Annotated in this window: 26 protein-coding genes; 25 read left to right on the forward strand and 1 reads right to left on the reverse strand. The window is 52.9% G+C overall.

The genetic code is table 11. The annotated features are described in order from the left end of the window. The first annotated feature begins 98 nt into the window (after positions 1-98). From trpE to ACTID9_RS13620, 21 genes are all read left to right on the forward strand, one after another. Positions 99-1,628: an anthranilate synthase component I gene (gene trpE / locus ACTID9_RS13520; protein WP_441071932.1), complete on the forward strand. Its 1,530-nt coding sequence runs from the start codon at positions 99-101 to the stop codon at positions 1,626-1,628. Further along, positions 1,616-2,641, forward strand: a complete 1,026-nt coding sequence (trpD, locus tag ACTID9_RS13525; RefSeq protein ID WP_441071934.1) for an anthranilate phosphoribosyltransferase — start codon at positions 1,616-1,618, stop codon at positions 2,639-2,641. Before trpE ends, trpD begins: the two co-directional genes overlap by 13 nt. Beyond that, positions 2,631-3,437 (forward strand): indole-3-glycerol phosphate synthase TrpC, encoded by an 807-nt coding sequence (trpC, locus tag ACTID9_RS13530; protein ID WP_441071936.1) that lies wholly within the window; start codon positions 2,631-2,633, stop codon positions 3,435-3,437. The genes trpD and trpC overlap by 11 nt, the downstream gene beginning before the upstream one ends. Next, the gene (locus ACTID9_RS13535; RefSeq protein WP_441071937.1) at positions 3,434-4,087 is read left to right on the forward strand and encodes a phosphoribosylanthranilate isomerase; all 654 of its coding nucleotides are present in this window, start codon (positions 3,434-3,436) and stop codon (positions 4,085-4,087) included. Before trpC ends, ACTID9_RS13535 begins: the two co-directional genes overlap by 4 nt. Beyond that, positions 4,065-5,288: a tryptophan synthase subunit beta gene (trpB, locus tag ACTID9_RS13540; RefSeq protein ID WP_441071939.1), complete on the forward strand. Its 1,224-nt coding sequence runs from the start codon at positions 4,065-4,067 to the stop codon at positions 5,286-5,288. The genes ACTID9_RS13535 and trpB overlap by 23 nt, the downstream gene beginning before the upstream one ends. A 1-nt stretch (position 5,289) precedes the next feature. After that, entirely contained in the window at positions 5,290-6,108 is an 819-nt protein-coding gene (trpA, locus tag ACTID9_RS13545) for a tryptophan synthase subunit alpha (RefSeq protein WP_441071941.1), read from the forward strand. 27 nt (positions 6,109-6,135) lie between these two features. Next, a complete protein-coding gene (gene hisC / locus ACTID9_RS13550; RefSeq protein WP_441071943.1) occupies positions 6,136-7,233 on the forward strand; it encodes a histidinol-phosphate transaminase in 1,098 nt (365 codons plus the stop codon). Between the two features lie 88 nt (positions 7,234-7,321). Beyond that, a complete protein-coding gene (locus ACTID9_RS13555) occupies positions 7,322-8,422 on the forward strand; it encodes a prephenate dehydrogenase (RefSeq protein WP_441071945.1) in 1,101 nt (366 codons plus the stop codon). Positions 8,423-8,443: 21 nt separating this feature from the next. Then, the gene (gene aroA, locus ACTID9_RS13560; RefSeq protein ID WP_441071947.1) at positions 8,444-9,727 is read left to right on the forward strand and encodes a 3-phosphoshikimate 1-carboxyvinyltransferase; all 1,284 of its coding nucleotides are present in this window, start codon (positions 8,444-8,446) and stop codon (positions 9,725-9,727) included. Positions 9,728-9,981: 254 nt separating this feature from the next. Beyond that, the gene (locus tag ACTID9_RS13565; protein ID WP_441071949.1) at positions 9,982-11,109 is read left to right on the forward strand and encodes an amidohydrolase family protein; all 1,128 of its coding nucleotides are present in this window, start codon (positions 9,982-9,984) and stop codon (positions 11,107-11,109) included. Positions 11,110-11,315: 206 nt separating this feature from the next. Then, complete coding sequence (locus ACTID9_RS13570; RefSeq protein WP_441071950.1) at positions 11,316-11,909, forward strand: RNA polymerase sigma factor; 594 nt, start codon at positions 11,316-11,318, stop codon at positions 11,907-11,909. After that, positions 11,906-12,559, forward strand: a complete 654-nt coding sequence (locus ACTID9_RS13575; RefSeq protein WP_441071952.1) for an anti-sigma factor family protein — start codon at positions 11,906-11,908, stop codon at positions 12,557-12,559. The genes ACTID9_RS13570 and ACTID9_RS13575 overlap by 4 nt, the downstream gene beginning before the upstream one ends. Positions 12,560-12,651: 92 nt before the next feature. Next, the gene (locus ACTID9_RS13580) at positions 12,652-13,599 is read left to right on the forward strand and encodes a tetratricopeptide repeat protein (protein ID WP_441071954.1); all 948 of its coding nucleotides are present in this window, start codon (positions 12,652-12,654) and stop codon (positions 13,597-13,599) included. Positions 13,600-13,698: 99 nt separating this feature from the next. Then, a complete protein-coding gene (locus tag ACTID9_RS13585) occupies positions 13,699-14,817 on the forward strand; it encodes a hypothetical protein (protein ID WP_441071955.1) in 1,119 nt (372 codons plus the stop codon). 42 nt (positions 14,818-14,859) lie between these two features. Beyond that, entirely contained in the window at positions 14,860-15,033 is a 174-nt protein-coding gene (locus tag ACTID9_RS13590; protein WP_342772415.1) for an IDEAL domain-containing protein, read from the forward strand. A gap of 62 nt (positions 15,034-15,095) precedes the next feature. Continuing rightward, positions 15,096-15,518: a DUF2487 family protein gene (locus ACTID9_RS13595; protein ID WP_441071958.1), complete on the forward strand. Its 423-nt coding sequence runs from the start codon at positions 15,096-15,098 to the stop codon at positions 15,516-15,518. A gap of 245 nt (positions 15,519-15,763) precedes the next feature. After that, on the forward strand, positions 15,764-16,288 hold the full coding sequence (locus tag ACTID9_RS13600) for a ubiquinol-cytochrome c reductase iron-sulfur subunit (protein ID WP_441071960.1): 525 nt from the start codon (positions 15,764-15,766) through the stop codon (positions 16,286-16,288). Between the two features lies 1 nt (position 16,289). After that, positions 16,290-16,961 (forward strand): menaquinol-cytochrome c reductase cytochrome b subunit, encoded by a 672-nt coding sequence (gene qcrB / locus ACTID9_RS13605; protein ID WP_122920738.1) that lies wholly within the window; start codon positions 16,290-16,292, stop codon positions 16,959-16,961. A 29-nt stretch (positions 16,962-16,990) separates the two neighbouring features. Beyond that, a complete protein-coding gene (locus tag ACTID9_RS13610) occupies positions 16,991-17,776 on the forward strand; it encodes a c-type cytochrome (protein ID WP_441071962.1) in 786 nt (261 codons plus the stop codon). A gap of 110 nt (positions 17,777-17,886) precedes the next feature. Further along, complete coding sequence (locus ACTID9_RS13615) at positions 17,887-18,489, forward strand: DUF1405 domain-containing protein (protein WP_441071964.1); 603 nt, start codon at positions 17,887-17,889, stop codon at positions 18,487-18,489. A 50-nt stretch (positions 18,490-18,539) separates the two neighbouring features. Continuing rightward, on the forward strand, positions 18,540-19,346 hold the full coding sequence (locus tag ACTID9_RS13620; protein ID WP_441071966.1) for a sporulation protein YpjB: 807 nt from the start codon (positions 18,540-18,542) through the stop codon (positions 19,344-19,346). A gap of 117 nt (positions 19,347-19,463) precedes the next feature. Here ACTID9_RS13620 and ACTID9_RS13625 read toward each other — a convergent pair whose 3' ends face one another. After that, entirely contained in the window at positions 19,464-20,324 is an 861-nt protein-coding gene (locus ACTID9_RS13625) for a YitT family protein (protein ID WP_441071968.1), read from the reverse strand. Positions 20,325-20,493: 169 nt separating this feature from the next. Here ACTID9_RS13625 and ACTID9_RS13630 point away from each other — a divergent pair, with 169 nt between their 5' ends. The 4 genes from ACTID9_RS13630 to bshB1 are packed head-to-tail and all read left to right on the forward strand — an operon-like array spanning position 20,494 to position 22,789. After that, complete coding sequence (locus tag ACTID9_RS13630) at positions 20,494-20,826, forward strand: nucleotide pyrophosphohydrolase (RefSeq protein ID WP_441071970.1); 333 nt, start codon at positions 20,494-20,496, stop codon at positions 20,824-20,826. A 6-nt stretch (positions 20,827-20,832) separates the two neighbouring features. Beyond that, entirely contained in the window at positions 20,833-21,654 is an 822-nt protein-coding gene (gene dapB, locus ACTID9_RS13635) for a 4-hydroxy-tetrahydrodipicolinate reductase (RefSeq protein WP_441071972.1), read from the forward strand. A gap of 23 nt (positions 21,655-21,677) precedes the next feature. After that, a complete protein-coding gene (mgsA, locus tag ACTID9_RS13640) occupies positions 21,678-22,079 on the forward strand; it encodes a methylglyoxal synthase (RefSeq protein WP_441071974.1) in 402 nt (133 codons plus the stop codon). 8 nt (positions 22,080-22,087) lie between these two features. Then, positions 22,088-22,789 carry a bacillithiol biosynthesis deacetylase BshB1 gene (bshB1, locus tag ACTID9_RS13645; protein WP_441071976.1) on the forward strand — a complete coding sequence of 234 codons (702 nt, stop codon included), beginning with the start codon at positions 22,088-22,090 and terminating at the stop codon, positions 22,787-22,789. Positions 22,790-22,797 lie beyond the last annotated feature (8 nt).

Here is a 22,797-nt window from a genome sequence, read left to right on the forward strand (position 1 = left end):
TCGCCATGCGCTTGTATGGCAACGCATTGCATGTCACACTTTCCGCTTTCCCCTCATCCTCCAACCCTCTTCCGTACAAAACGAAGAGGTGATTTGTCATGTTTACCCCCACTTTCGCCGAGGTCACATCCTTGGCCCCGCAGTATTCCATGATTCCCATTCGCATGACCGTATTAGCCGATCAAGAAACGCCGATTCGGTTGTATCAGAAAATTCGCACCGACAATTCCTTTTTGCTCGAAAGCGTAGAAGGCGGCTCGCGGTGGGCGCGCTATTCGTTCATCGGGCTGAATCCGTTCGAGACGCTTGAGGCGAAAGGAACGGCGATTACGTTGTCACGGCGCGATACGCCAATCGTGAAGAAGGAAGGCAACCCGATTGAGCTGTTGCGCGAGCGGATGAAGCAGTACCGCAGTCCGCAGCTCGCCGATTACCCCCGCTTCAGCGGCGGAGCCGTCGGATTTTTCGGTTACAATACGCTCCATTACTACGAAGACTTGCCGGCGCACAAGCGCGAAGTGCTCGATGTGCCGGACTTGCGATTCCTGTTCGTCGATGAGCTGATCGCATTTGACCATTTGAAGCAGGAAATTCAAGTGATCGTGAATTTGCACCTCGAAGGTTCTGAATCGCCTGAAGAGCTGGAACAAAAATACAGGCAAACGTGCGAGCGCATTCGGGAACTTGCTCATCGGATTACGGATGATGCGGTGCAGCCGGAACAGAAGCGCCATGTGACATCGGAGGCTGCGCAAGCGAGCGGGCTTACGATCAAGTCGAATATGTCGAAAGCTGCTTTCGAGCAAATGGTAGAACGCGCCAAGGAATACATTGCGGCGGGGGACATCTTCCAGGTGGTGCTGTCGCAGCGCTTCACAGTAGACACTGCGCTTGATCCGTTTTCCGTCTATCGCGTGCTGCGGACGCTGAACCCGTCTCCCTACATGTACTACCTGCAATATGCGGACACAACATTGGTCGGCACATCGCCCGAGATTTTGGTCCGCGTCGAGGATAACAAGGTTGAGATTCGGCCGATCGCAGGTACGCGCAAACGCGGCGCAACGCGGCGTGAAGACGAGGAGCTGGCGAAAGATTTGCTCGCCGATGAAAAAGAGCGCGCCGAACATACGATGCTGCTCGACCTAGGGCGCAACGACGTCGGCAGAGTGTCACGCTATGGGTCGGTCAAAGTGGAAGAACAGATGGTGATCGAACAATATTCGCATGTCATGCACATGGTATCACATGTTTCCGGCCAATTGCGCGACGATCTTGATCCGTTCGACGCCGTGCTGTCCGCCTTCCCCGCAGGAACGGTTTCGGGCGCTCCCAAGCTGCGGGCGATGGAAATCATCGCGGAGCTTGAGCCGGATGCGCGCCATACGTATGCAGGCTCGATCGGCTACCTCAGCTTTACCGGCAATATGGATACGTGCATTACGATCCGGACCATTTTGTTCAAAGACAACCAGGCGCACATCCAGGCAGGCGGCGGCATTGTCGCAGACTCGATTCCCGAGATGGAATACCAGGAGTCGGTGAACAAGGCGAGCGCGATGTTCCGGGCTTTGGAAAAGGCAGAGCAGCTGTTTCGTCGGGAGGGGGAAGACGTATGCTCCAGGTAGCGATCAACCAAATCATCAGAGGACTTCATTTGGACCGCGAGCTGGCACGCCAGGCGATGGGAGAGATCATGGACGGCGCTGCGACACAGGCGCAAATCGGCGCATTCCTGGCATCCCTGCGGTTGAAAGGGGAGCAGACGGAAGAGATCATCGGGTTCGCCCAAGCGATGCGCGAGCGTGCGCTTTCCTTTCCAATCGCCAGTGAACGGTTGGTGGATACGTGCGGCACGGGCGGCGATGGTGCCGACACGTTTAACATCTCCACAGCGGCTGCGATCGTAGCGGCATCGGCTGGCGTTGACATCGCCAAACATGGCAATCGCGCCGTTTCGAGCAAAAGCGGGAGCGCAGATGTGCTCGAGGCGATGGGCATTCCGATCTCGCTTTCCCCGGAAGCTGCAGCGGATTGCCTGCGTCAAACCAATCTGGCGTTCTTGTTTGCCCCGCTCTATCATCAAGCGATGAAACATGCGGCAGGCGCGCGCAAGGAGCTGGCGATTCGCACCGTGTTTAATTTGCTGGGGCCCCTGTGCAACCCGGCGCGGGCCAAACGACAGCTGCTCGGCATCTACGATCGCAAGCTGTTGCCTGTGATTGCCGAGGTATTGGGTGAGCTTGGCGTCGACCGTGCTCTTGTTGTCGCGGGCAATGATGGATTGGATGAGCTGACCGTCACCGGGCCAAGCCAAATCGCGGAACTGCGCGATGGCGTGGTTACGACCTATACGATTGAACCCGCTCAGTTCGGACTGGGCACCTACCCGCTCGAAGCGCTTCGCGGCGGAGATGCTGCATTGAACGCCACGATCATTCGCGAAGTTTTTTATGGAAAACGCGGCGCTGCCAGAGATATCGTCCTGCTGAATGCCGGCGCGATCCTGTATTTGGCTGATCGGGTACCATCCTTGGAAATCGGCGTCATCCGTGCGGCAGAGCTGATCGACCGGGGAGATGTCATCGCAAAATTGAACGAGATTCGCGAGGTTGCAGGAGGAATGACGCATGCTTCATAAAATCGTCGAAACGAAAAAAGAAGAGCTCGCAGTGTTGAAAAAAACGACGGGAATCTACGACCTGCTTGCACAGGCAGAGGCGATGGGAGCGACGCGGGGCTTCATCCGCTCGTTGACCCAAAGTGATCGCGAGGTGAGCGTAATCGCAGAGGTGAAAAAGGCGTCCCCGTCAAAAGGGATCATCCGCGCCGATTTTCAACCCGTGGAAATTGCCAAAGCGTATAAAGCGGCACGAGCGGAGGCCATTTCGGTTTTGACCGATGTGAACTATTTTCAAGGCTCGCTCGCTTACTTGCGCGACATTCGCCAGGCCGTATCGGTTCCGCTCTTGCGCAAAGATTTTCTCATCGATGAGCTGCAGGTGGTGGAGGCGCGCGCGAACGGAGCCGACTGCATCCTGCTGATCGCGGCGATTCTCGATGAAGAGCAGCTGCGCCACTTGCACCAAACGGCGGAATCTCTTACGCTTGATGTATTGATAGAAGTGCACAATCAAGAGGAACTCGAAAAAGTTTACCGTGCTGTCACGCCAAAACTGCTGGGCATCAACAATCGGAATCTTCGCACGTTTACGACGGATTTGGCGACGACGGCCGAATTGATCAAACAGATTCCCGGCATTCCGGTGGTCAGCGAAAGCGGCATCGCCGGGCCGGATGATCTGCGTTTTGTTCAAAAGGCGGGAGCGCGTTCCGTGCTGATCGGCGAGCATTTCATGCGGCAGGGTGACATCGCTCAAGCGGTGATTGGGCTGATGGGCGAACGCCCGGCTGCGAAAGCGGGGGAAACGCGATGACCGATGTGAAAATTTGCGGCATCCGCACGAAAGAGACGCTGCAGCTGCTTGCGGAATTGCAGGTTGACTACGTCGGCTTCGTGTTCGCCCCGAGCAAACGTCAGATCAGTGGCTTGGAAGCAGGGCGTCTGCTCGCTGCGGTCGAAAATCATCCGGTTCCCGTCGGGGTTTTTGTCAATCCGACAGTAGAAGAGCTGGAAGAGGTGCTCGGCTATGCGAACCTCGACGTGATCCAGCTGCATGGACAGGAGAGCCCGGCGTTTTGCGCGGAAGTGAAAGTGCGGTTCGGCAAAAAGGTGTGGAAGGCGATCTCCGTGGGCAAGCCCGGATTTTCCCTAACCTCGCTTGCGCAATACCGCCCGCGTGTCGATGGCTTTTTGTTTGATACGTATTCAGCCGACATGGCCGGGGGCACAGGCAACCGCTTCGATTGGGCGGCGATTCCGCAGCTGATGGAAGTGTCCGCCGGTCAGGCAAGCATTTTCGCCGGTGGAATCGATGGGCAAAATGTCGCGGAGCTGCTCGCTTCCTATGCGCCGCAGGCGATCGATGTTTCGAGCGGAGTCGAAACCGATGGCGTGAAAGATGAACAGAAGATTCGAGAATTCATGAAAAGGGTGAGAGAAAATGTCCCAAACCATATTTCCTAAAACAACCGTCCCCGACGCAAACGGCCGGTTCGGATCGTTCGGCGGCAAATTTGTTCCGGAAACGCTGATGACCGCTCTGGAGGAACTGGAGGCTGCTTTTGCAGATGCGCAGAAAGACCCGGCGTTCACGAATGAGCTGAATCATCTGCTGCGCTACTACTCCGGCCGTCCAACGCCGCTCTATTACGCAGAGCAGCTGAGCGAAACGCTCGGGGGAGCGCGTATTTTCCTCAAGCGCGAGGATTTAAACCATACCGGAGCGCATAAGCTCAACAACGCACTTGGACAAGGGCTGCTGGCGAAGCGAATGGGGAAAAAATCGATCATCGCCGAAACCGGGGCAGGCCAGCACGGCGTGGCGAGCGCGACGGTGGCAGCGCGACTCGGACTTTCCTGCAAAGTGTTTATGGGGGAAGAAGACATTCGTCGCCAAGCGCTCAACGTGTTCCGGATGAAGCTGCTCGGAGCTGAGGTTGTACCGGCGCTGTCGGGGACGCGGACATTGAAGGACGCGACGAACGAGGCGATCCGGTATTGGGTTTCACAGGTGGACGAGACGTTTTATGTGATCGGGTCCGTCGTGGGTCCGCACCCCTATCCGTACATGGTCCGCGAGTTCCAAAAAATTATCGGGGAAGAAACGCGCCGCCAAGTACAGGAGCAGTTGGGACGTCTGCCTGACGAGGTGATCGCTTGTGTCGGCGGCGGCAGCAATGCGATCGGGATGTTTTATCCGTTTTTGCAGGACGATGTGAAGCTGCGCGGCGTCGAGGCTGCCGGCCATGGCATCGATACGACGAAGCATGCCGTCACGCTGACATTAGGCCGCCCAGGTGTGATTCACGGCGCGATGACCTATTTGCTGCAGGATGAGTTCGGGCAAGTGCAGGAGGCCCATTCCATCTCGGCTGGTCTCGATTACCCGGGTGTCGGACCTGAGCACGCCTATTTAAAAGAAACCGAGCGGGTCAACTATACCTCTGTCACTGACGACGAGGCACTCCATGCCGTAGAACTGTTGTGCCGCACGGAAGGCATCATTCCGGCATTGGAGAGCGCGCATGCATTGGCGGAAACGATCAAGGTTGCACCGACCAAAAGCAAAGAGTACGCAATCGTTGTCTGCTTATCCGGGCGGGGCGATAAAGACGTGAATACGATCCAAGAAGCATTGGAAAAGAAAATGAAGGGGGATCACTAAGATGAGTCAAGCGACAAACCGCATTGATCAACTATTTGCAGACCGGTCGAAGAAACGGTTCATCCCGTTTCTGACCATCGGTGATCCTTCGATTGAGCTGAGCTTTGAATTGGTGAAAGAAATGATCGCGGCAGGCGCGGATGCCATCGAGCTGGGGGTACCGTATTCGGACCCGCTCGCCGACGGACCGACGATCCAACGCGCCTCCCAGCGCGCATTGGCTGGTCAAGTGTCGATTCGTGATGTGATTTTGCTCGTCGCAAGGCTTCGCCAGGCTGGCGTTGAGGCTCCGCTCATCCTGTTTACGTATGTGAATCCTGTGCTGCAATACGGGTTGGAGCGTTTTTTCGCGGATTTGGCGGCAAACGGTGCGGATGGCGTCATCATTCCGGATTTGCCGATCGAAGAAAACGCGGAAGCTGTGCGGCTTGCGAAGGAGCATGACCTTCACGTGATCTCGCTGGTCGCGCCGACGTCAGATTCGCGGATCGCCAAAATCGGACAACAGGCAGAAGGCTTCCTCTATTGCGTATCATCGCTCGGCGTGACGGGCACGCGCTCAAGTTTGCGCAACGACCTTGACCAATTCCTCGGCAAGGTGCGCGAAAGCACGAACGCACCGATCGCGGTCGGATTCGGCATCTCGACGCCGGAGCAGGTGAAAGATGTTGCGCAGCACGCGGACGCCGTCATTGTCGGCAGTGCCATCGTGCAGGAAATCGAGCGGAATTTGCCGCTGCTGAAAGCGGAAGAAAGCCTCCAAGAAGGAATTGGGAACGTAAAAACCTTTGTACAAAATTTAGCAAGTGCGTTACAATAACCAAAAAACCTGTTTGGAGTGACATACATGCTGCCAAAAGAACGAATCTTGGGTGTACCTGTGTATCAACCAGGCAAGCCTATCGACGAAGTGAAGCGTGAACTGGGGCTGACAGAAGTGATCAAGCTGGCCTCCAACGAAAACCCATACGGATACTCCCCGAAAGCAAAAGAAGCGATCGTCAATCATTTGAATGATCTGGCTCTGTATCCGGATGGCGGAACGATGGAGCTGCGCTGGGATTTGGCCAAGTTTTTGCAAGTGAAGCCGGAGCAGCTGATTTTCGGTAACGGCTCTGACGAAATTCTGCAAATGATCTGCCGCACCTATTTGGGCGAAGGCGTCAATACGGTAATGGCAACGCCAACGTTTTCCCAATACCGTTCCAATGCAACGATCGACGGAGCGGAACTGATTGAAGTTCCGTTGAAAAACGGCGTGCACGATCTCGAAGCGATGGCCGCTGCGGTCAACGAGAAAACCCGTGTTCTCTGGGTGTGCAATCCGAACAACCCTTCCGGTACAATCAATACGGAAGCGGAGCTGCTTCAACTGTTGGACAACGTATCTTCCGACGTCCTGGTCGTGCTTGATGAAGCGTATTACGAATATGTTGTGGATGCCGACTATCCGCAAACCGTACCGCTTTTGGACAAATATCCGAATCTGATCATTCTCCGCACGTTCTCGAAAATTTACGGGTTGGCAGCGATGCGCATCGGATACGGGATCGCTTCCGAAAAAGTGATCAACGACCTGAACCATGTGCGCGAGCCATTCAACACAGGTTCCTTGTCGCAAGTGGCTGCCCGCGCGGCGCTCACCGATCAGGAGTTCGTCGCGAAATGCCGTGAGCTGAACCGCCAAGGCATGAAACAGCTGACGGACAAATTCGATGAGTGGGGCTTGTCTTATTACCCATCGCAAACCAACTTCATTCTGGTCGATTTCAAACAAGATTCGACAGAGCTGTTCCAAAAGCTGTTGAGAAACGGACTGATCGTCCGATCCGGCGCTGCGCTGGGCTTCCCGGGCTACCAACGGATCACCGTTGGCACGCCTGAGCAAAACGCCAAGCTGCTCGCTGTATTGGAAAACCTGCTGCAGGAAACTGTCAGCAAATAAGCAAGGCCAAGTGGGATGCCGGCATCGTGACCGGCATCTTTTCGCACTGGGCACTCACACACTTTAAAGAGAGAAAGAGGCCGTGGAGATGAAAACGACAATCGCAATGCTGGGAATCGGCCTGATCGGCGGTTCACTTGCATTGTCACTGCGCAATGATCCCGACAACCGGATCATCGGTTTTGATGTTCGGGAGGACTTTATTGACAAAGGATTAAACAAAGGATTGATCCATGCAGGGACAACCGACTTGCAGACAGCGGTGCGCGAGGCCGACATTATCATCTGTGCGACGCCTGTCGAGCAGATTTATGCCTTGTTGCATCAATTGTCAACGCTTGTGCTAAAACCTGGGGTGATTATTTCCGATGTGGGCAGCACCAAAGCGGGGATCGTCGAGTATGCCCGCGAGCTGTTTTCTTCTGACATCACCTTCATCGGCGGACACCCGATGGCCGGATCGCACAAGTCAGGCGTCGAAGCGGCGCTTGAGCGCCTGTTTGAAAATGCCTACTACGTCTTGACGCCCGGCCCCAACACGCCGGCGGAGAAACTGTCCCGCCTGACAGCGCTCGTCTCCTTGACGAATGCAAAAGTGATCGTCATGGATGCGCACGAGCATGACCGCGTCGTCGGCGCCGTGAGCCATTTCCCGCATATCATCGCCGCCCTGCTCGTCAATCTGGTTGGCGGATACAACGAGGAGAACGAATGGCACCGCCGTCTGGCTGCAGGCGGCTTTCGCGACATCACCCGGATCGCATCGAGCAACCCGCGGATGTGGCGCGATGTTCTGTTGAACAATCGCGAGTACATGTTGAAGATGGGGGACGACTGGAAGCGGGCGATGGATCAGATCCTCGATTTGGTCGCAGAAGGAAACGGAGACGAGATCGAACGATTTTTCCGCGAGGCGCGCAACTTCCGCGAGGGATTGCCTGAGCGCCAAAAAGGTGCGCTGCCCGCACTCTACGATCTGTACATCGACATTCCCGACCACCCGGGCGAGATCGGCAGAATTACGACGCTGCTCGGTACCAAAAACATCAACATCACCAATCTGCAAATTCTCGAAGCGCGCGAGGATATGCTCGGCGTCCTGCGCATCACCTTCCGCAACGAGAGCGAGCTGGAAAAAGGGGAAGCGATGCTGCGCTTCTTCGAGTACAATGTATACCGCAGAGAATAGACGATAGGGGACGTGGAATTTTTGTTACGCATACAAAACGTGAAGAGCATTCAAGGGACCGTGCGCGTTCCCGGGGATAAATCGATTTCACACCGTGCCGTTATGTTTGGCGCATTGGCAGAGGGGACAACCACCATCAGCGGCTTTTTGCCGGGGGCAGACTGTTTGAGTACGATCAGTTGCTTCCGCCGCATGGGCATTCACATTGAACAGCAGGACGATCAGGTCGTTGTGCACGGGAAAGGATGGTTCGGGCTGGAGGAGCCGAAAGAGAAGCTGGATGTCGGCAATTCCGGGACCACGATTCGCCTCATCTCCGGCATCTTGTCGACCCAGCCGTTCCATGTTGTGCTCGAAGGCGACGAATCGATTGCCAAGCGCCCGATGCGTCGTGTAGTAGGGCCGCTGCGGCAAATGGGGGCGAAAATCGACGGCCGCAAAAATGGCGAATTCACGCCGCTTGCGATTCGCGGTACAGAGCTAAGCGGCATTCACTATGAATCCCCGGTCGCGAGCGCCCAGGTCAAATCAGCGATCCTGCTCGCAGGCTTACAGGCAAAAGGCGTGACGAGCGTGAGCGAGCCTCATCTCTCCCGCGACCATACGGAGCGGATGCTCGCCGCTTTTGGCGTCCAGGTGGTCCGTGACGGGCTCACGGTTTCCGTCGAGGGTGGACAGCGTTTGGTAGGACGCGACATTTCTGTCCCAGGGGACATTTCGTCCGCAGCGTTCCTGATCGCTGCGGTCATGATGGTGCCAGGCAGTTCGCTTGTGATTGAAAACGTGGGCATGAATCCAACCCGCACAGGCATCGTCGATGTCGTTCGCGCGATGGGCGGAAGGATCGATTTGGTGAACGAGCGGGTGGTCAATGAAGAGCCGGTTGCCGACCTGCACGTTTTCCATTCCGAGTTGACAGGCACGATCATTGAAGGAGAAATCATTCCGCGGCTGATCGACGAAATTCCGGTGATTGCGGTATTGGCTACGCAAGCGAGCGGAACGACCCTGATCCGCGATGCCGAGGAGCTGAAGGTGAAGGAGACGGACCGCATTGCGACGGTCGTATCCGAGCTGTCCAAGTTCGGAGCGAACATCACGCCAACGGATGACGGCATGATCATCGAGGGCAAAACAGCGTTGAAAGCCGCTTCGATCGATAGCATGGGGGATCACCGGATCGGGATGGCGATGGCGATCGCCGGTTTGGCGGCAGAAGGGGAGACACAGATTGCAAACGCAGAGGCGATCAATGTGTCATTCCCTGGTTTCGCGGCTTTGCTCGACTCGATTGCAAGCAAATAAGAAGCGGGCATACAAGCTGCCTAAAAAAAGGACAACCTTTCGAGGTTGTCCTTTAAAAAAATATTTGACAGTTGATAAGATTTGAATATAATTAAAAGTACAGTATGGTTTCTCTCCACTCCTATCCAATATAATTAGCACGGGTGTGCTGCCGCCGTTTGAATGCGCTTACATATAAACGGCGGTTCTTTTTTTTTATCTCCTTCATATGCTTGTACCATGATAGGCGTGATCGGCATAGCGGGGGGATAAAAATGGGACAAGACATCTTGCAAATACGGGGCGGAACGATTGTTTCCGCTTATGGAATGCGTGTGGCCGACCTTTGGGTACAAGATGGCAAAGTGAAGCGGATTTCTTGTGAAACGCCGGAAGCGGTGGTACCTCGTTATGCTGCGCATGTTGAAACAATCGATGCGACCGATTATTACATCATGCCGGGGTTTGTGTCATTCACGCGCATGCAGGCGCGACAGCTTCGCGATGCGCATCACTATATGGAAACGATATTCGGCTTCATCCAAAAAGGAATTACCATGCTGATCGACACGATCGCGCTCGAGCCGTGGATGGATCACAAGCAATCAGTCTACCAACTGGCAACGCATTTTAATAGCCCGCTCGATTATGCATGCCAGTTTTCCCTCGAAGCCGGTCAATGCACGCCAAAGCGCGTTCGCGAGCTGGCAGGGGTGGGCGGCGTCCGGCTGGTGCAGATTCGCGTGAGAGATGCAGCAGAGCTGGACAAGCTGGATTGGGACAAGCTTGCTGTGATTTTGCACTTTTACCGTCTTTCTCTGGAGCTGCATGTGGTCAATCGGGAGGAACTTGCGCAAGAACAGCGCCGCGAAATCATCGGACGCTGGCTTTATCATACACAGCGCGGAAAGATTCATTCCTTGATCGGACAGGCCAATCCGTTTGATCTATCCATAAACGCACCGTATTATGCGAATACCCTGCTGGACGTCAAACAGTGCCACGCTGTGTTCGCCTATTTGATTGCCCATTGGCACAATTATTTGCCCGTCATGTGCGGTCCGGAACAAATCGTCCTTCCGCCGAAACGCAGGGCGTGGAATCCTGATGACGTGCTGCCGCTCATTGCGCGGCTTGCGAGCGCCAATGCGGCGAAAGCGGCGGGCTGCTATCCGCAAAAAGGGGCGATTTTGCCTGGGTCAGACGCAGATTTATTATTTTTACATAAAGATGAATGGTTGACAAATTTTGATTTATCAACTAACTTGAATTTTAGCGAAAACTGTCTTCCGGCGCGCGTGATGTCCCGCGGAAGATGGGTGTACCAGGATGGAGTCCACCAAGCGACCCCGGGGTCTGGTAAGCTACTCCGCGGCTTGAAGCCATTTTCCTACATGCTATAACCCCAATTGGGGCTTTTTCTTCGCCCATCAGCCATTGTAAAATAGTTCGTATCTGCCAAGTTTTTTGTCGAAACATTTCACCTACATTCTGCGTCATAGCTTTTTAGAAAAAACTTTTAAACCAAGCGCAACTTTTCTAAACCCTGCTGGTCTAATTAAGTAAGATCGAACAGGGGATTGGAATCGCCTAGGGGGTATACCTGAGAATGACCGATTCCCAGTTAATCCGTGCTATAAAAGAAGGTAACGTTGAAAGCTACGCGGAAATCATTCGCCGCTACGAGAAAAAAATTCATGCGTTCGTCAGTCATATGCTGCGGCAAGCCCATTTGGAGCATATCGCCGAAGACCTTTGTCAGGAAACGTTTTACAAAGCTTACAAAAGCATTGAATCGTTCCGCGATGTCGAGGCTACCTTTTCCACATGGCTTTACACCATTGCGCGCAATACCGTTTTGAGCGAGCTGCGCAAAAGCCGCAATTCCGATATGTATCTGGAAGATACGCTGCAAGTTCCGGCAGTTGCGTATGAACGCTTGCCAGAGCAGCAAATCTTGAGAAACGAACGGGAGGTTTTGGTTCGCCAGGCGATCAACAGCCTTCCTGAAAAACAGCGTTCGGCTTTGATCTTACGTGAATATGAACAAATGGATTACAATGAGATCGCCACGATCCTTGATCTGACCGTCAGCTCCGTGAAGTCGCTGTTGTTCCGGGCGCGCCAGAGCATCAAGGGGGAACTGGAATCTTATTTCTTAGACAACCGATTGGATGAAGCCGAAGGGATGAACAAAACATGAAATGCGATGAAGCACAGGAGCTGCTAACTGAATACCTCGATGATCAACTGCCAGAGGTGACACGTCGGCGCGTTGACAATCATTTGGGCAGATGCTCGGCTTGTCGCGCGGAATATTCGATTTGGCAAGAAAGCAACGATTGGATCAAGGTGGAAAAGGATCATTATGCCACCGTGTCAGCCCCATCGATCGTAGATGCCGTCATGGCGCGGATTTTATCGGAAGAAAAATGGGCGATCCCGATCGGGAAAAAAGTGTTTACCCTGACTGCAAGAATGCGTTGGCTGAGTGCGAGCGCTGCCGTTATTTTGCTGATGATCTGCTCGTTTACGCTGATTCACCAGTCAGGTGACCAGGGAGATTTGGCGAACGGCTCGTTGCTGCCGGTTGGCGATACGCTGTCGATGGTCGCTTCCGCAAAAGCGCCGGTCGTCTCGGCTTCCATGCAGACGGATGATGGTACATATGTGGTCGAGCCGGAAGCGCAACAAGTGAAGGCGATCAACCCGAACGATTTTGAAACAACATCCCCGCAGCTGTTATCAACGAACGAAGACACAGAATCGTCAAAGGGAAACCATGGTCTAATCCTCAGCTTTTTTGGTATACTGATTACCGTGTTGTCCATGAGCTGGTTAAACAGAGCCTGAATATACACATTGATGAAAAGACCGTCGACTGACGGTCTTTTCCGCCAGCAGCGAAGATGTTGCAAAGGCGAATTGATGGAGGTGAAAGACAAATGCCGAAAAAATGGTTGCAAGTCATTGACGAGGCAGTAAAAAAGATCGAGAGCGACGAGATCGAGCTGGGGATTCAAGTCCTGCAAAAAGTACAGGAGCATGGCAAGGAGATACCTGAGGTCATGCTGTATCTGGCTGATGTGTGGTACCAGCTGGGTCATTTGCAGGAAGCGAGCGATCTGATTGCGGATATGCTGGAGCAGCCGAAACTGAATGCCGAGATGAGAGCGGAATTTTCGCTGATGCAGGCAGAGATCGCGTTGGATGAAGGCAATTTTGAACTGGCTGAAGATATGCTGTTCCCGCTGCGCGAGGCAGGCTACGACGGGGTCGAGCTGTACTTGCTGCTCGCCGACTTGTATGCGATGCAGGATCTGGATGAAGTCGCTGCCAAACACTTGGAGACGGCATTGTCCAAAGATCCGGATAACCAGGAAATCAAAGCAGCGTTGAGCGAAATGTACATACGCGCCGGACAATTCAGTTTGGCGGGGCAATATTTGCAGCAGCTTGATGAGCCGAACGCAGCTTCGCTGTTGTTCCATGGAAGAACGTTGGCGCAAATGGGCCAGTTTGAGCAGGCGTATGAAGCGTACGTGCAGGCGGTCGCGTTCGATCCGACGGCAGAAGCGCTGTATGGCGCTGGACTGATGTCGTTTCATATCGGCCGGCTGGAGGAAGCGCGCCAGCATGTGGAGCAGCTGCTTGCGCTCGATGAAGAGTACGTGACGGCGTATCCGCTGTTAAGCGACATTTATTTGTCCGCTGGCAAAACGGAAGCGGCGATCGAAGCGTTAAAGCAGTATGTCGAGCTGTCGGGCTTTGATCTGGACCATGTCAAGCGGTTGATCGCCCTCTTGACGCAAGCGGGTCGCTATGAAGAGGCGAAACAATATCAGCAGTTGTTCGATTCCTGGAACGCGGCAGAGGAAGAGGAACAAGTATAGAGAGCGTGCATCTTGCGGGATGCATGCTCTCTTTTTGTTTAGGATGTATAAAACTGGCAAGAATGGGAGTATATCCGAAATGGAGGGAAGGGATTTGCGATGAACTTGGCTGAGATATTGGTCTTTACGGATATCAGACAGCTCCATCAGATGGCCGCACATTACGGCTGCGAGTGCAACCCTCATTCCAAAAATGAATTGATCACCTCGCTGCTTCAAAACCTTCGGCGCAAACAAACGGTCGCCGATGAGGTGGAACGACTGACTCCAGATGAGGCGCATTTTCTCTTCCTGCTCTTTTTTGACAAACGCATGGTCGTTTCGCTGGAAGACTTGATGGCGAAAACGGGAGTTGTCCTCCATCAGCTGAAGGAGAAAAAACAGGAGCAGGGACGCAAGCTGATCGCGAATGCTTTACGGCGCGGGTGGATTTTTCCGGCGAAAAACAAACCGATCGGCCAGTATCAGGTGCCTGCAGACATTCGTGAGCCGTACATCCGTGAGTGGATTTCAAGATGGAAGCTGACGCAGCCGGAAGAGGAGACGGAAGTGCCGGCGTATCGCGATGAAGGCCATGCGCTGGTCGATGATTGCTACCGGTTTCTGTCGTTTCTCGGCAAAGAGCCTGTTCCGCTGACGGGTGACGGGGGGATGTACAAGCGTTATCAGACGCAGCTCCTGTCGTTTCTTTCCGTCAAGGAGGAGCCGTTGGCGCCGCAAAAATGGCGCTTTGGCTATGGGCTCCATTTCGACCAGTATCCCGATCGTTTTTCCCTGCTCTATGACTTTTGCTACTATCACCGCTGGATCAAGGAAGAAGCCGGGACGGTACAACTTACGGAACAAGGGGCAGCGCTGCTAAGCCAGCCGCCGTCGCCCACGCTCTATGATGATGTCATCCGCTTCTGGCAGCGGGTGTACAAGCGGGCGGTGCCGAACTTGCCGATGCTCATCCAGCTCATTCCGTGGATGTCAGGCGGGAAGTGGGTGTCGCAGGAGAGCTTCAAACAAATCTTGCTGCCATGGCTCAAACCGTTTTACTACGATGAGCCAGAAGCCATTCTCGTGCAGCGCGTGCTTAAGATGATGGTTCACCTCGGCCTGTTGAAGGTGGGGCAGCGCGCGGATGAGGAATGGGTGTATGCAAGCACAGAATCGTCACTAACTTGGTTACAGACATATAACGGCTTTACCGAAACGATTATTTTGTTGAAATGAGGGATGGCAATGGAAAGCTCGCATTACCTGAGAAGTAATTTGGTGTCAGGATTGTTATCGGAAATGATTATCGACGAGCAGGTCAGACAGTTCCGCAAGAGATCGCTCTACGATGAAATCGATCTGGCTCTGGAGAAACGGAATCGGGAGCATTTTCTTACCCTCACCAACGAACTGCGCACGATTCTCGCATATGAACAATCTGTTTCCGGATGATTGCTTGCCACTCCGATTCATGATAATCTAACTGCAGATTTTCATGAAATGAGGAGAGCCTGATGCAATGGATATGGGATGATGTAGAAAAGTGGGAGGAGTTGCGGCCATATGTGGACACCGCGCTGCTCCCTTCTTATTATTACGACGAGAATGTGGACATACCGGAGCATGTCAAACGCATGGGGTATTTGATGAAGCTGGCGGTGGCGGTCGAGCAGCGCCTGAAAGGCCGCGTGCTCTTGTATCCGCTTGCGTACCAAACGGGGGAAAAGGGCGGCGTGTGGAAAGTGCCAGGCTCGTTTCGCTACTATTTTATCCTGCGGTTCACCGGGCATTCACTGCTGCCGGAAGCGACCGATGCGGAAGCGAAAGTAGAGATTTTGACGGTGGGCGACGAAGACCTTGAATCGAGCGTGCGTTTTGACATCACGGTGGATGTATTATGCCAAACAATCTTAAAAAATTGGCAGGGAAATCGATAGCGTTTCCGGTTTTGGGTCATACTACAAAAGAAATCAATCCAACTAGCAGTATATGGTGAGGGTAATTTTGACAATTTCTCAACAAAATTAATCTAAGCCATACATATGAAGGGGTGTTGTCCCCCGATATTCTTGACATACGACTAGGGCGTTAGCTATTATTGGAACTGACCTAGTATATGAATTTTGCTTGTGTATGTGGAATCCTTCGTTGCGTAACTTTACAGGATAGGAGGGAAAATAGGATGAGTGGAAGTGGAAAACGCGAAATTTCGAGACGCACGTTCTTGAACTATGCTCTCATGGGAACGGGCGGCTTTCTTGCTGCTGGCATGATTACGCCAATGATCCGCTTTGCGATCGACCCAGTGCTGAAGCATTCAGCTGGTGGAGATAAAGTGGCAGTCGGAAGCCCTGATGAATTCGGAGCAGATCCGAAGCGTGTTGAGTTCAAGGTTCACACCAAGGACGGTTGGTATGAAACCGAAACAACATTGACGGCTTGGGTCACCAAGGATGAAAAGGGTCAAATTCTGGCTCTCTCGCCGATCTGTAAGCATTTGGGCTGTACCGTAGACTGGAATACGAGCCCGGAGCACCCAAACGAGTATTTCTGCCCATGCCATATGGGTCGTTACTCCGTGAAAGGCGAACACATTTTGAACACCCCGCCTCTCAAATCGCTTGACGAATACGAGACGGAAGTGAAAGACGGCAAGCTCTATTTAGGTAAAATCATTCCAAATCCTCGACCGGGGGTGAACGGCTAACATGATCCAGAAAGTTTATGACTGGGTGGATGAACGGCTCAATATTACCCCGATGTGGCGTGATATTGCTGACCATGAAGTACCAGAGCACGTGAACCCGGCGCACCATTTCTCCGCGTTTGTATACTGCTTTGGCGGCTTGACGTTCTTCATCACAGTAATCCAAATCCTGTCTGGTATGTTCTTGACCATGTATTATGTTCCAGACATTATCAATGCTTATGAATCGGTAAAATATCTTCAAAACGAGGTTGCTTTCGGTGTAATCGTGCGCGGCATGCATCACTGGGGAGCGAGCTTGGTCATTGTTATGATGTTCTTACATACGCTGCGCGTGTTCTTCACCGGCTCGTTCAAACGTCCGCGTGAAATGAACTGGGTTGTCGGTATGCTGATTTTCTTCATCATGTTGGGCCTTGGTTTCACAGGCTATCTCTTGCCTTGGGACAACACAGCGTATTTTGCAACCAAAGTAGGTCTGCAAATCGCTGACACGGTTCCGCTGATTGGTCCTTATCTTAAAGTGTTACTCACCGGCGGCGATATCGTAGGTGCGCAAACGCTGGCTCGCTTCTTTGCGATTCACGTCTTCTTCCTGCCAGGCGCTTTGCTTGGTTTGCTGGGCGCGCACTTCGTGATGATCCGGGTACAAGGTATTTCCGGACCGCTATAATGTGTCTTCGACAATAAGGAGGAAATAGCATGGCAAAAGTCGATAAAGATGCTACCTTCGTTGGAGACTCACGTGTGAGAGCGAAGCGCATCCCAAACATTTCTCCATCCTATGCGGATTTTCCGGGAAAATCGGAACCATTCATGCCGAACTTCCTGCTGAAAGAGTGGATGGTTGCTGCGGTTGGTCTGGTCGCGTACCTGATCTTGACCGTATCCCATCCATCGCCGCTGACGGATAAGGCGAATCCGAACGATACGTCGTTCGTTCCGTTGCCTGACTGGTACTTCCTGTTTCTGTACCAGCTCTTGAAATATCCGTGGGCTTCCGGTGACTGGGTCATCCTCGGTATCATCGGTATTCCACTCGTTTCTTTCGGTGGCTTGCTGCTTGCTCCTTGGCTGGATGCAGGCAAGGAACGCCGTCCTTCCCGTCGCCCGGTTGCGACAGGAATCATGTTGGTCTCCCTGGTGGGCCTGTTCTACCTGACATGGGCTGCGATGGATGAGCACAACAAGCACGCTCCGGCTGCCAGCCATTCCGGCGGAGGCTCTGCTGCAGCACCAGCTGCCAAAGCTGATCCAAGCTTCAAACCGGATCAACTGTGGACTGCTCAGCAAAGTTGTAAGGGCTGCCATGGGCAAAACATGGAAGGCATGATGGGTCCAAACTTGCAAAAGATCGGTGCCCAACTGAATGCTTCCCAAATTGAAGAAGTGATCAAAAATGGTAAGGGCGGAATGCCACCAGGTATGTTCAAAGGTAGCGATGAAGACCGCAAAAAACTTGCCGAATACCTTGCTTCTTTAAAATAGGCTCATTACGCAAAAGCTGGCCTGATCAAATCGGTCAGCTTTTGCTTTCCTGTCTTTTTTTTCGCCTTTTTTCAGAAGAATACATATCTTCAACATGGGAGACGATTCAGATGAGATGGATGTGGGAGTGGTTTTCGGATTCGTTGGGGAAATCATGGTTCCTGTGGATTCTCTTTTTCATCAATCTAGGCGGAACCATTTACGGCTTTATTTGGTATAAAGCTCAATTGGAAGCAACGGAACCGGCCATATTTCGGATATTTGTGCCAGATAGTCCGACTGGAAGCGGCCTATTTACTTTGGTCATCCTTACGTACATCATTGGACGACATGTACCTTTGTTAGAGGCACTCGCCGGAATCACCAACTTCAAGTACGGGATCTGGGCCGTGGCCGTCATTTTTGCAGGATGGGCGATGGGAGACGAGCTGCAATGGCAGGAAGTCATGCTCGTATGCTCGCATTTGGGGATGGCGATCGAATCCTTGCTGTATGCCCGTTTCTACAAATTGAGCTGGCTTGTCGTCGGCTTCGCTTCCCTTTGGACGCTGAACAATGATTTCGTCGACTATGTTATGGATCTCCATCCGTACTTGCCTGAGGTGCTCGATCCTTATTCCGGAATCGTCGGGCTATGCACCGTAGCACTGAGTATCATTTCAATCGCTGCCATTTGGACGATTAACGTAAAAAGTCAACAAAATGAGGTCTAATCTTGTCCTTCTTTCCATAGGCTGTAGTATGGGAAAGGAGGTTTTTTCTTTTGCGAAAAAACATAAAGATACTTTTGCTGCTTCTCGTTTCAGGATTAGCGCTTTCCTGGCCCATGTACACCATCTTGTCTTCCATGGAAAAGTCAGACGAGCAGCAGCAATTTTCACGGGTGGATAAATTGGCGGAAGAGTTGCTTGCGTTGACCAAAAAAGGGGACATGGAGCAAGCGCGCATCAAAATTCAAAACCTCGCAGACATTTTTCCAAGCCAAACGCTGCCCGTATCGATAAAGATCGAAAGCTTGAATGCCGTCACGCAATCCATCTTGGCCGCGCGCAATGTGTTTTCCGCAGGGAAAGCCGATGATGACAAACTGCTCTGGCATGCGACACAGGTGCGCGTCGCGATCGACGCCCTGACGCATCCGAACCAGGCGATGTGGCGCAATTATTACACGTCATTCACGAGTCAAATGCAAAATCTGCTGCAGGCGTCTGTGGAGCGGGATGCAGAGGAGCTGCGCGACCAGTTTGCAGAAAATTATCGGCTGTTTTTGGCGATCAAGCCGGCCATGAGCGTTCAGCTGCCTGAGCCGGAAATGGAAAAAATCAATGCTTCGTACGATGCGCTGATCAAGCAAGTGCGGAATGAAACGGTTGACTGGCAGGTCGTGCGCGAAACGCTACGGGATTTGAATGCGTCCATCTCGGCGGCATTTTTAGGGGATGACCGGCATGCGATCAGCGATTGGCTCGACACGCGTTCTCTTGTCATGCTGAGCGCCTCGATTGGTACGCTGGTGTCCATCACACTCGCCTATGTGGCATGGCGCAAATATTACGCTGCCGGCGTGTAGGATGATCAGTCTGAATTCATGAAAGAAGAGACGCCATACCCGGGTACCTGGAACGACACAAAAAACATCCCTCACGCTTTGGAGCGGCGAGGGATGTTTTTGCATATCATGATCGCATTAGTCATGAAGCGGTTGCTTATTCTCATCAAAGGTGAAGCCTTCGCCCAGCACTTCGTGCACATCATTGACGATGACGAACGCGTGCGGATCGATCTCCTGCACCACATTTTTGAAGCGGATGACTTCATTGCGGCTGACTACGACATAAATCACTTCTTTTGGAGAACCGGAAAAAGCGCCTTTGCCTGTCAGGATGGTGACGCCGCGTCCCAACCCAAGAATCTCTTTGGCGATTTTTTGCGGATGCTCGGAAATGATCGTCAGCGCTTTGCCTGCATTCAGCCCTTCCTGCATGAAATCGATGACACGCGTTGCGATAAAGACGGCGACCAGCGTGTACATGGCGCTTTCCTTGCTCAAGTACACGAGGGAGATCCCGATGACGACGATATCAGAGATGAACAGCGTTCGTCCCATGCTGACGCCAAAATACTTTTGGAACATCCGGGCGATAATGTCGACGCCGCCGGTGGTGCCCCCAAAGCGGAAAATGAGACCCAGGCCCAATCCAACCATAACCCCTGCAAATAAAGAAGCAAGCAGCGTGTCTTTCATTGGCGTTGGCGAAAGCAAGTAGTCAAACAACGAGAAGAACGCCGAGCTGAGAATGGTTCCGATGATCGTATAAGCTAATTCCGTGCGGCTTAACACTTTCCAGCCAATGATGAAGAGCGGAATGTTTAAGAGGAAATAGACAATACCTTGGTCAATCGTTGGAAACAAGATTTTGATGATGATGCTGATTCCCGTCACGCCGCCCTCGGCGAGACCGTTGGGAATGTTGAACGCATTGATCCCGAAACCGATGATCGCGGTTCCGATGACGATGGCGATAAGACTTTTCAGGCGCATGTTCATATACCGGCCCTCCTCCCATACATAACCAAATTCGTATGCCATTATAGCGGAGCTTTTTCCCATTGTCCATCTATGATACACTATCCGAGTCGAAAGATTTGGCAAAACCTTTATCATGCGGTACGATGAGGTAGAGGCAATCATTTATGGATAAGGAAGGAGCTTACGTGTGACCGAGCGGAAAACCTTACAAGACATTCAGGATGAAGTGGACAAATACATATCGCAGTTTAAAGAAGGTTATTTTTCTCCACTTGCCATGATGGCGCGCATGACCGAGGAGGTCGGCGAGCTTGCGAGGGAGATTAATCATTATTATGGCGAGAAGCCAAAAAAGGCGGAAGAAGAACAGAAAACCGTCGAAGACGAGCTGGGGGACGTGTTTTTCATCGTCCTTTGTTTCGCCAACTCGCTCGGCATCGATTTGCAGGAAGCCTTTGATCGTATTATGCACAAATTTACTACCAGAGATAAAGATCGCTGGACGAGAATAGAGGAGTAGATAGAGATGGAAACAGTGGAGCGGAATGAGAAAACCATTAAAGTTGCTGTAGCGGGTGCGAAAGGGCGGATGGGGCAGGAAGTCGTCAAAATGCTGATCCAGGACCCGACGCTTGAATTCGTGGTTGCGGTTGATTCGAAATTGCACGGTGTAGACGTCGGCGAAGCGATCGGCGGACGTACGCTTGGCGTCATGTTCGTCCAATCGGTCGAGGAAGCGTTCCAAAAGTATCAACCCGACGTACTGGTCGATTTCACCACGCCGCAAACCGTATTCCAGCATATGGAGCTGTCCCTGCAATATAAAGTACGGCCGGTTATCGGCACAACCGGGCTGTCCACCGAGCAAATGGAAGATTTGACGCGCCGTTATACCGAAGCGAAGCTGGGCGGAATCATCGCGCCGAACTTTGCGATTGGGGCGATTCTGTGTATGAAATTCGCAGCGATGGCTGCCAAATATATGCCGCATGTGGAGATTATCGAGCTGCATCATGACCGCAAGCTGGATGCGCCGAGCGGTACGGCACTGAAAACGGCGGAGCTGATTGCCAAATCCCGCGCAGAACTCGCGCAAGGTCATCCGCAGGAAGAAGAAAGCATTCCGGGCGCGCGCGGAGCCGAATACCATGGCTTCCGCATCCACAGCGTGCGCTTGCCGGGGATGGTGGCGCATCAGGAAGTGTTGTTTGGCGCTACGGGCCAGACGCTCTCGATCCGCCATGACAGCATCAACCGCGAATCGTTCATGCCAGGCGTCAACATGGCGATCAAAGCTGCGATGAACCTGGATACGCTTGTGTACGGACTGGAGAACTTGTTGGATTAAGATCGGGGAGAGGGAGAGATAACATGAAAGTTGCACTCATTGCTCACGACCGCAAAAAAGAAGAAATGGTTCAATTGGCGACCGCCTACGAATCGATTTTGGCTCAGCATGAATTGTTTGCAACAGGCACAACCGGGACGCGCATCATGGAAAACACAGCGCTGGAAGTTACCCGGTTCCTCTCCGGCCCTCTCGGGGGCGATCAGCAAATTGGTGGAAAAGTGGCGCAAAACGAAATGGACATGGTCATTTTCCTGCGCGATCCATTGGCGGCACAACCGCATGAGCCGGACATCAATGCCCTGATCCGCCTGTGTGATGTGCACAAAATTCCGTTGGCGACAAACTTGGGTACGGCAGAAGTGCTGCTCAAGGCATTAGCAAATGGGCAGATCGCGTGGCGCAATCTGGTCCACGAGGAGTAACGATAGCGATGAAACAGCTTGACATATTAGCGATTGGCGCACATCCGGACGATGTGGAAATCGGCGCGGGCGCAAGCTTGTACAAGGCCGCTTTAAAAGGATGGAAAACGGGGATACTCGATCTTACTTTTGCAGAGCTTTCCTCCAACGGCACGGTCGAGCGCCGGCAGCAGGAAGCCGCGCAGGCATCTGGGTTGCTTCAGCTAGCTGAACGCTACAATTTCGGATTTCCTGATCGGGGGCTAGAAGCGGTTCGCGATGAGGCGATCAAGTGGATCGTCGATCTGATCCGGTCGACTCGTCCCAAGCTCGTTCTCGCACCCTATGGACAGGACCGCCATCCGGACCATGAGAGTGTGAGCCGGATCGTGAAAGAGGCGGTTTTCAACGCCGGCATTCATCGCTACCGTGGCAATGAAGATTTGGCAGGCTACCGTCCGGCCAAGTTTCATTACTACTTGATCAATTCGACGGCAGCGCCGCAATTTGTCGTCGATGTCAGCGATGTGTACGAACAAAAACTCGCGATTTTACGTTCATATCGCAGCCAGTTTGAGACGGAAGAGAACAGCGTGCCGACACCGCTTAACAACGGGTATATCGAACTGGTGGAGCATCGTGAGCGGTTGTTCGGACAGCAGGCCGGTGTGACGTATGCAGAAGGATTTATCAATGGGGGACCAGTGGTTCTTTCGGAATTGCTATCATAGGCTTTAGC

The sequence above is a fragment of the Brevibacillus fluminis genome (assembly GCF_052072235.1).
GTDB classification, from domain to species: Bacteria; Bacillota; Bacilli; order Brevibacillales; family Brevibacillaceae; genus Brevibacillus_D; species Brevibacillus_D fluminis_A.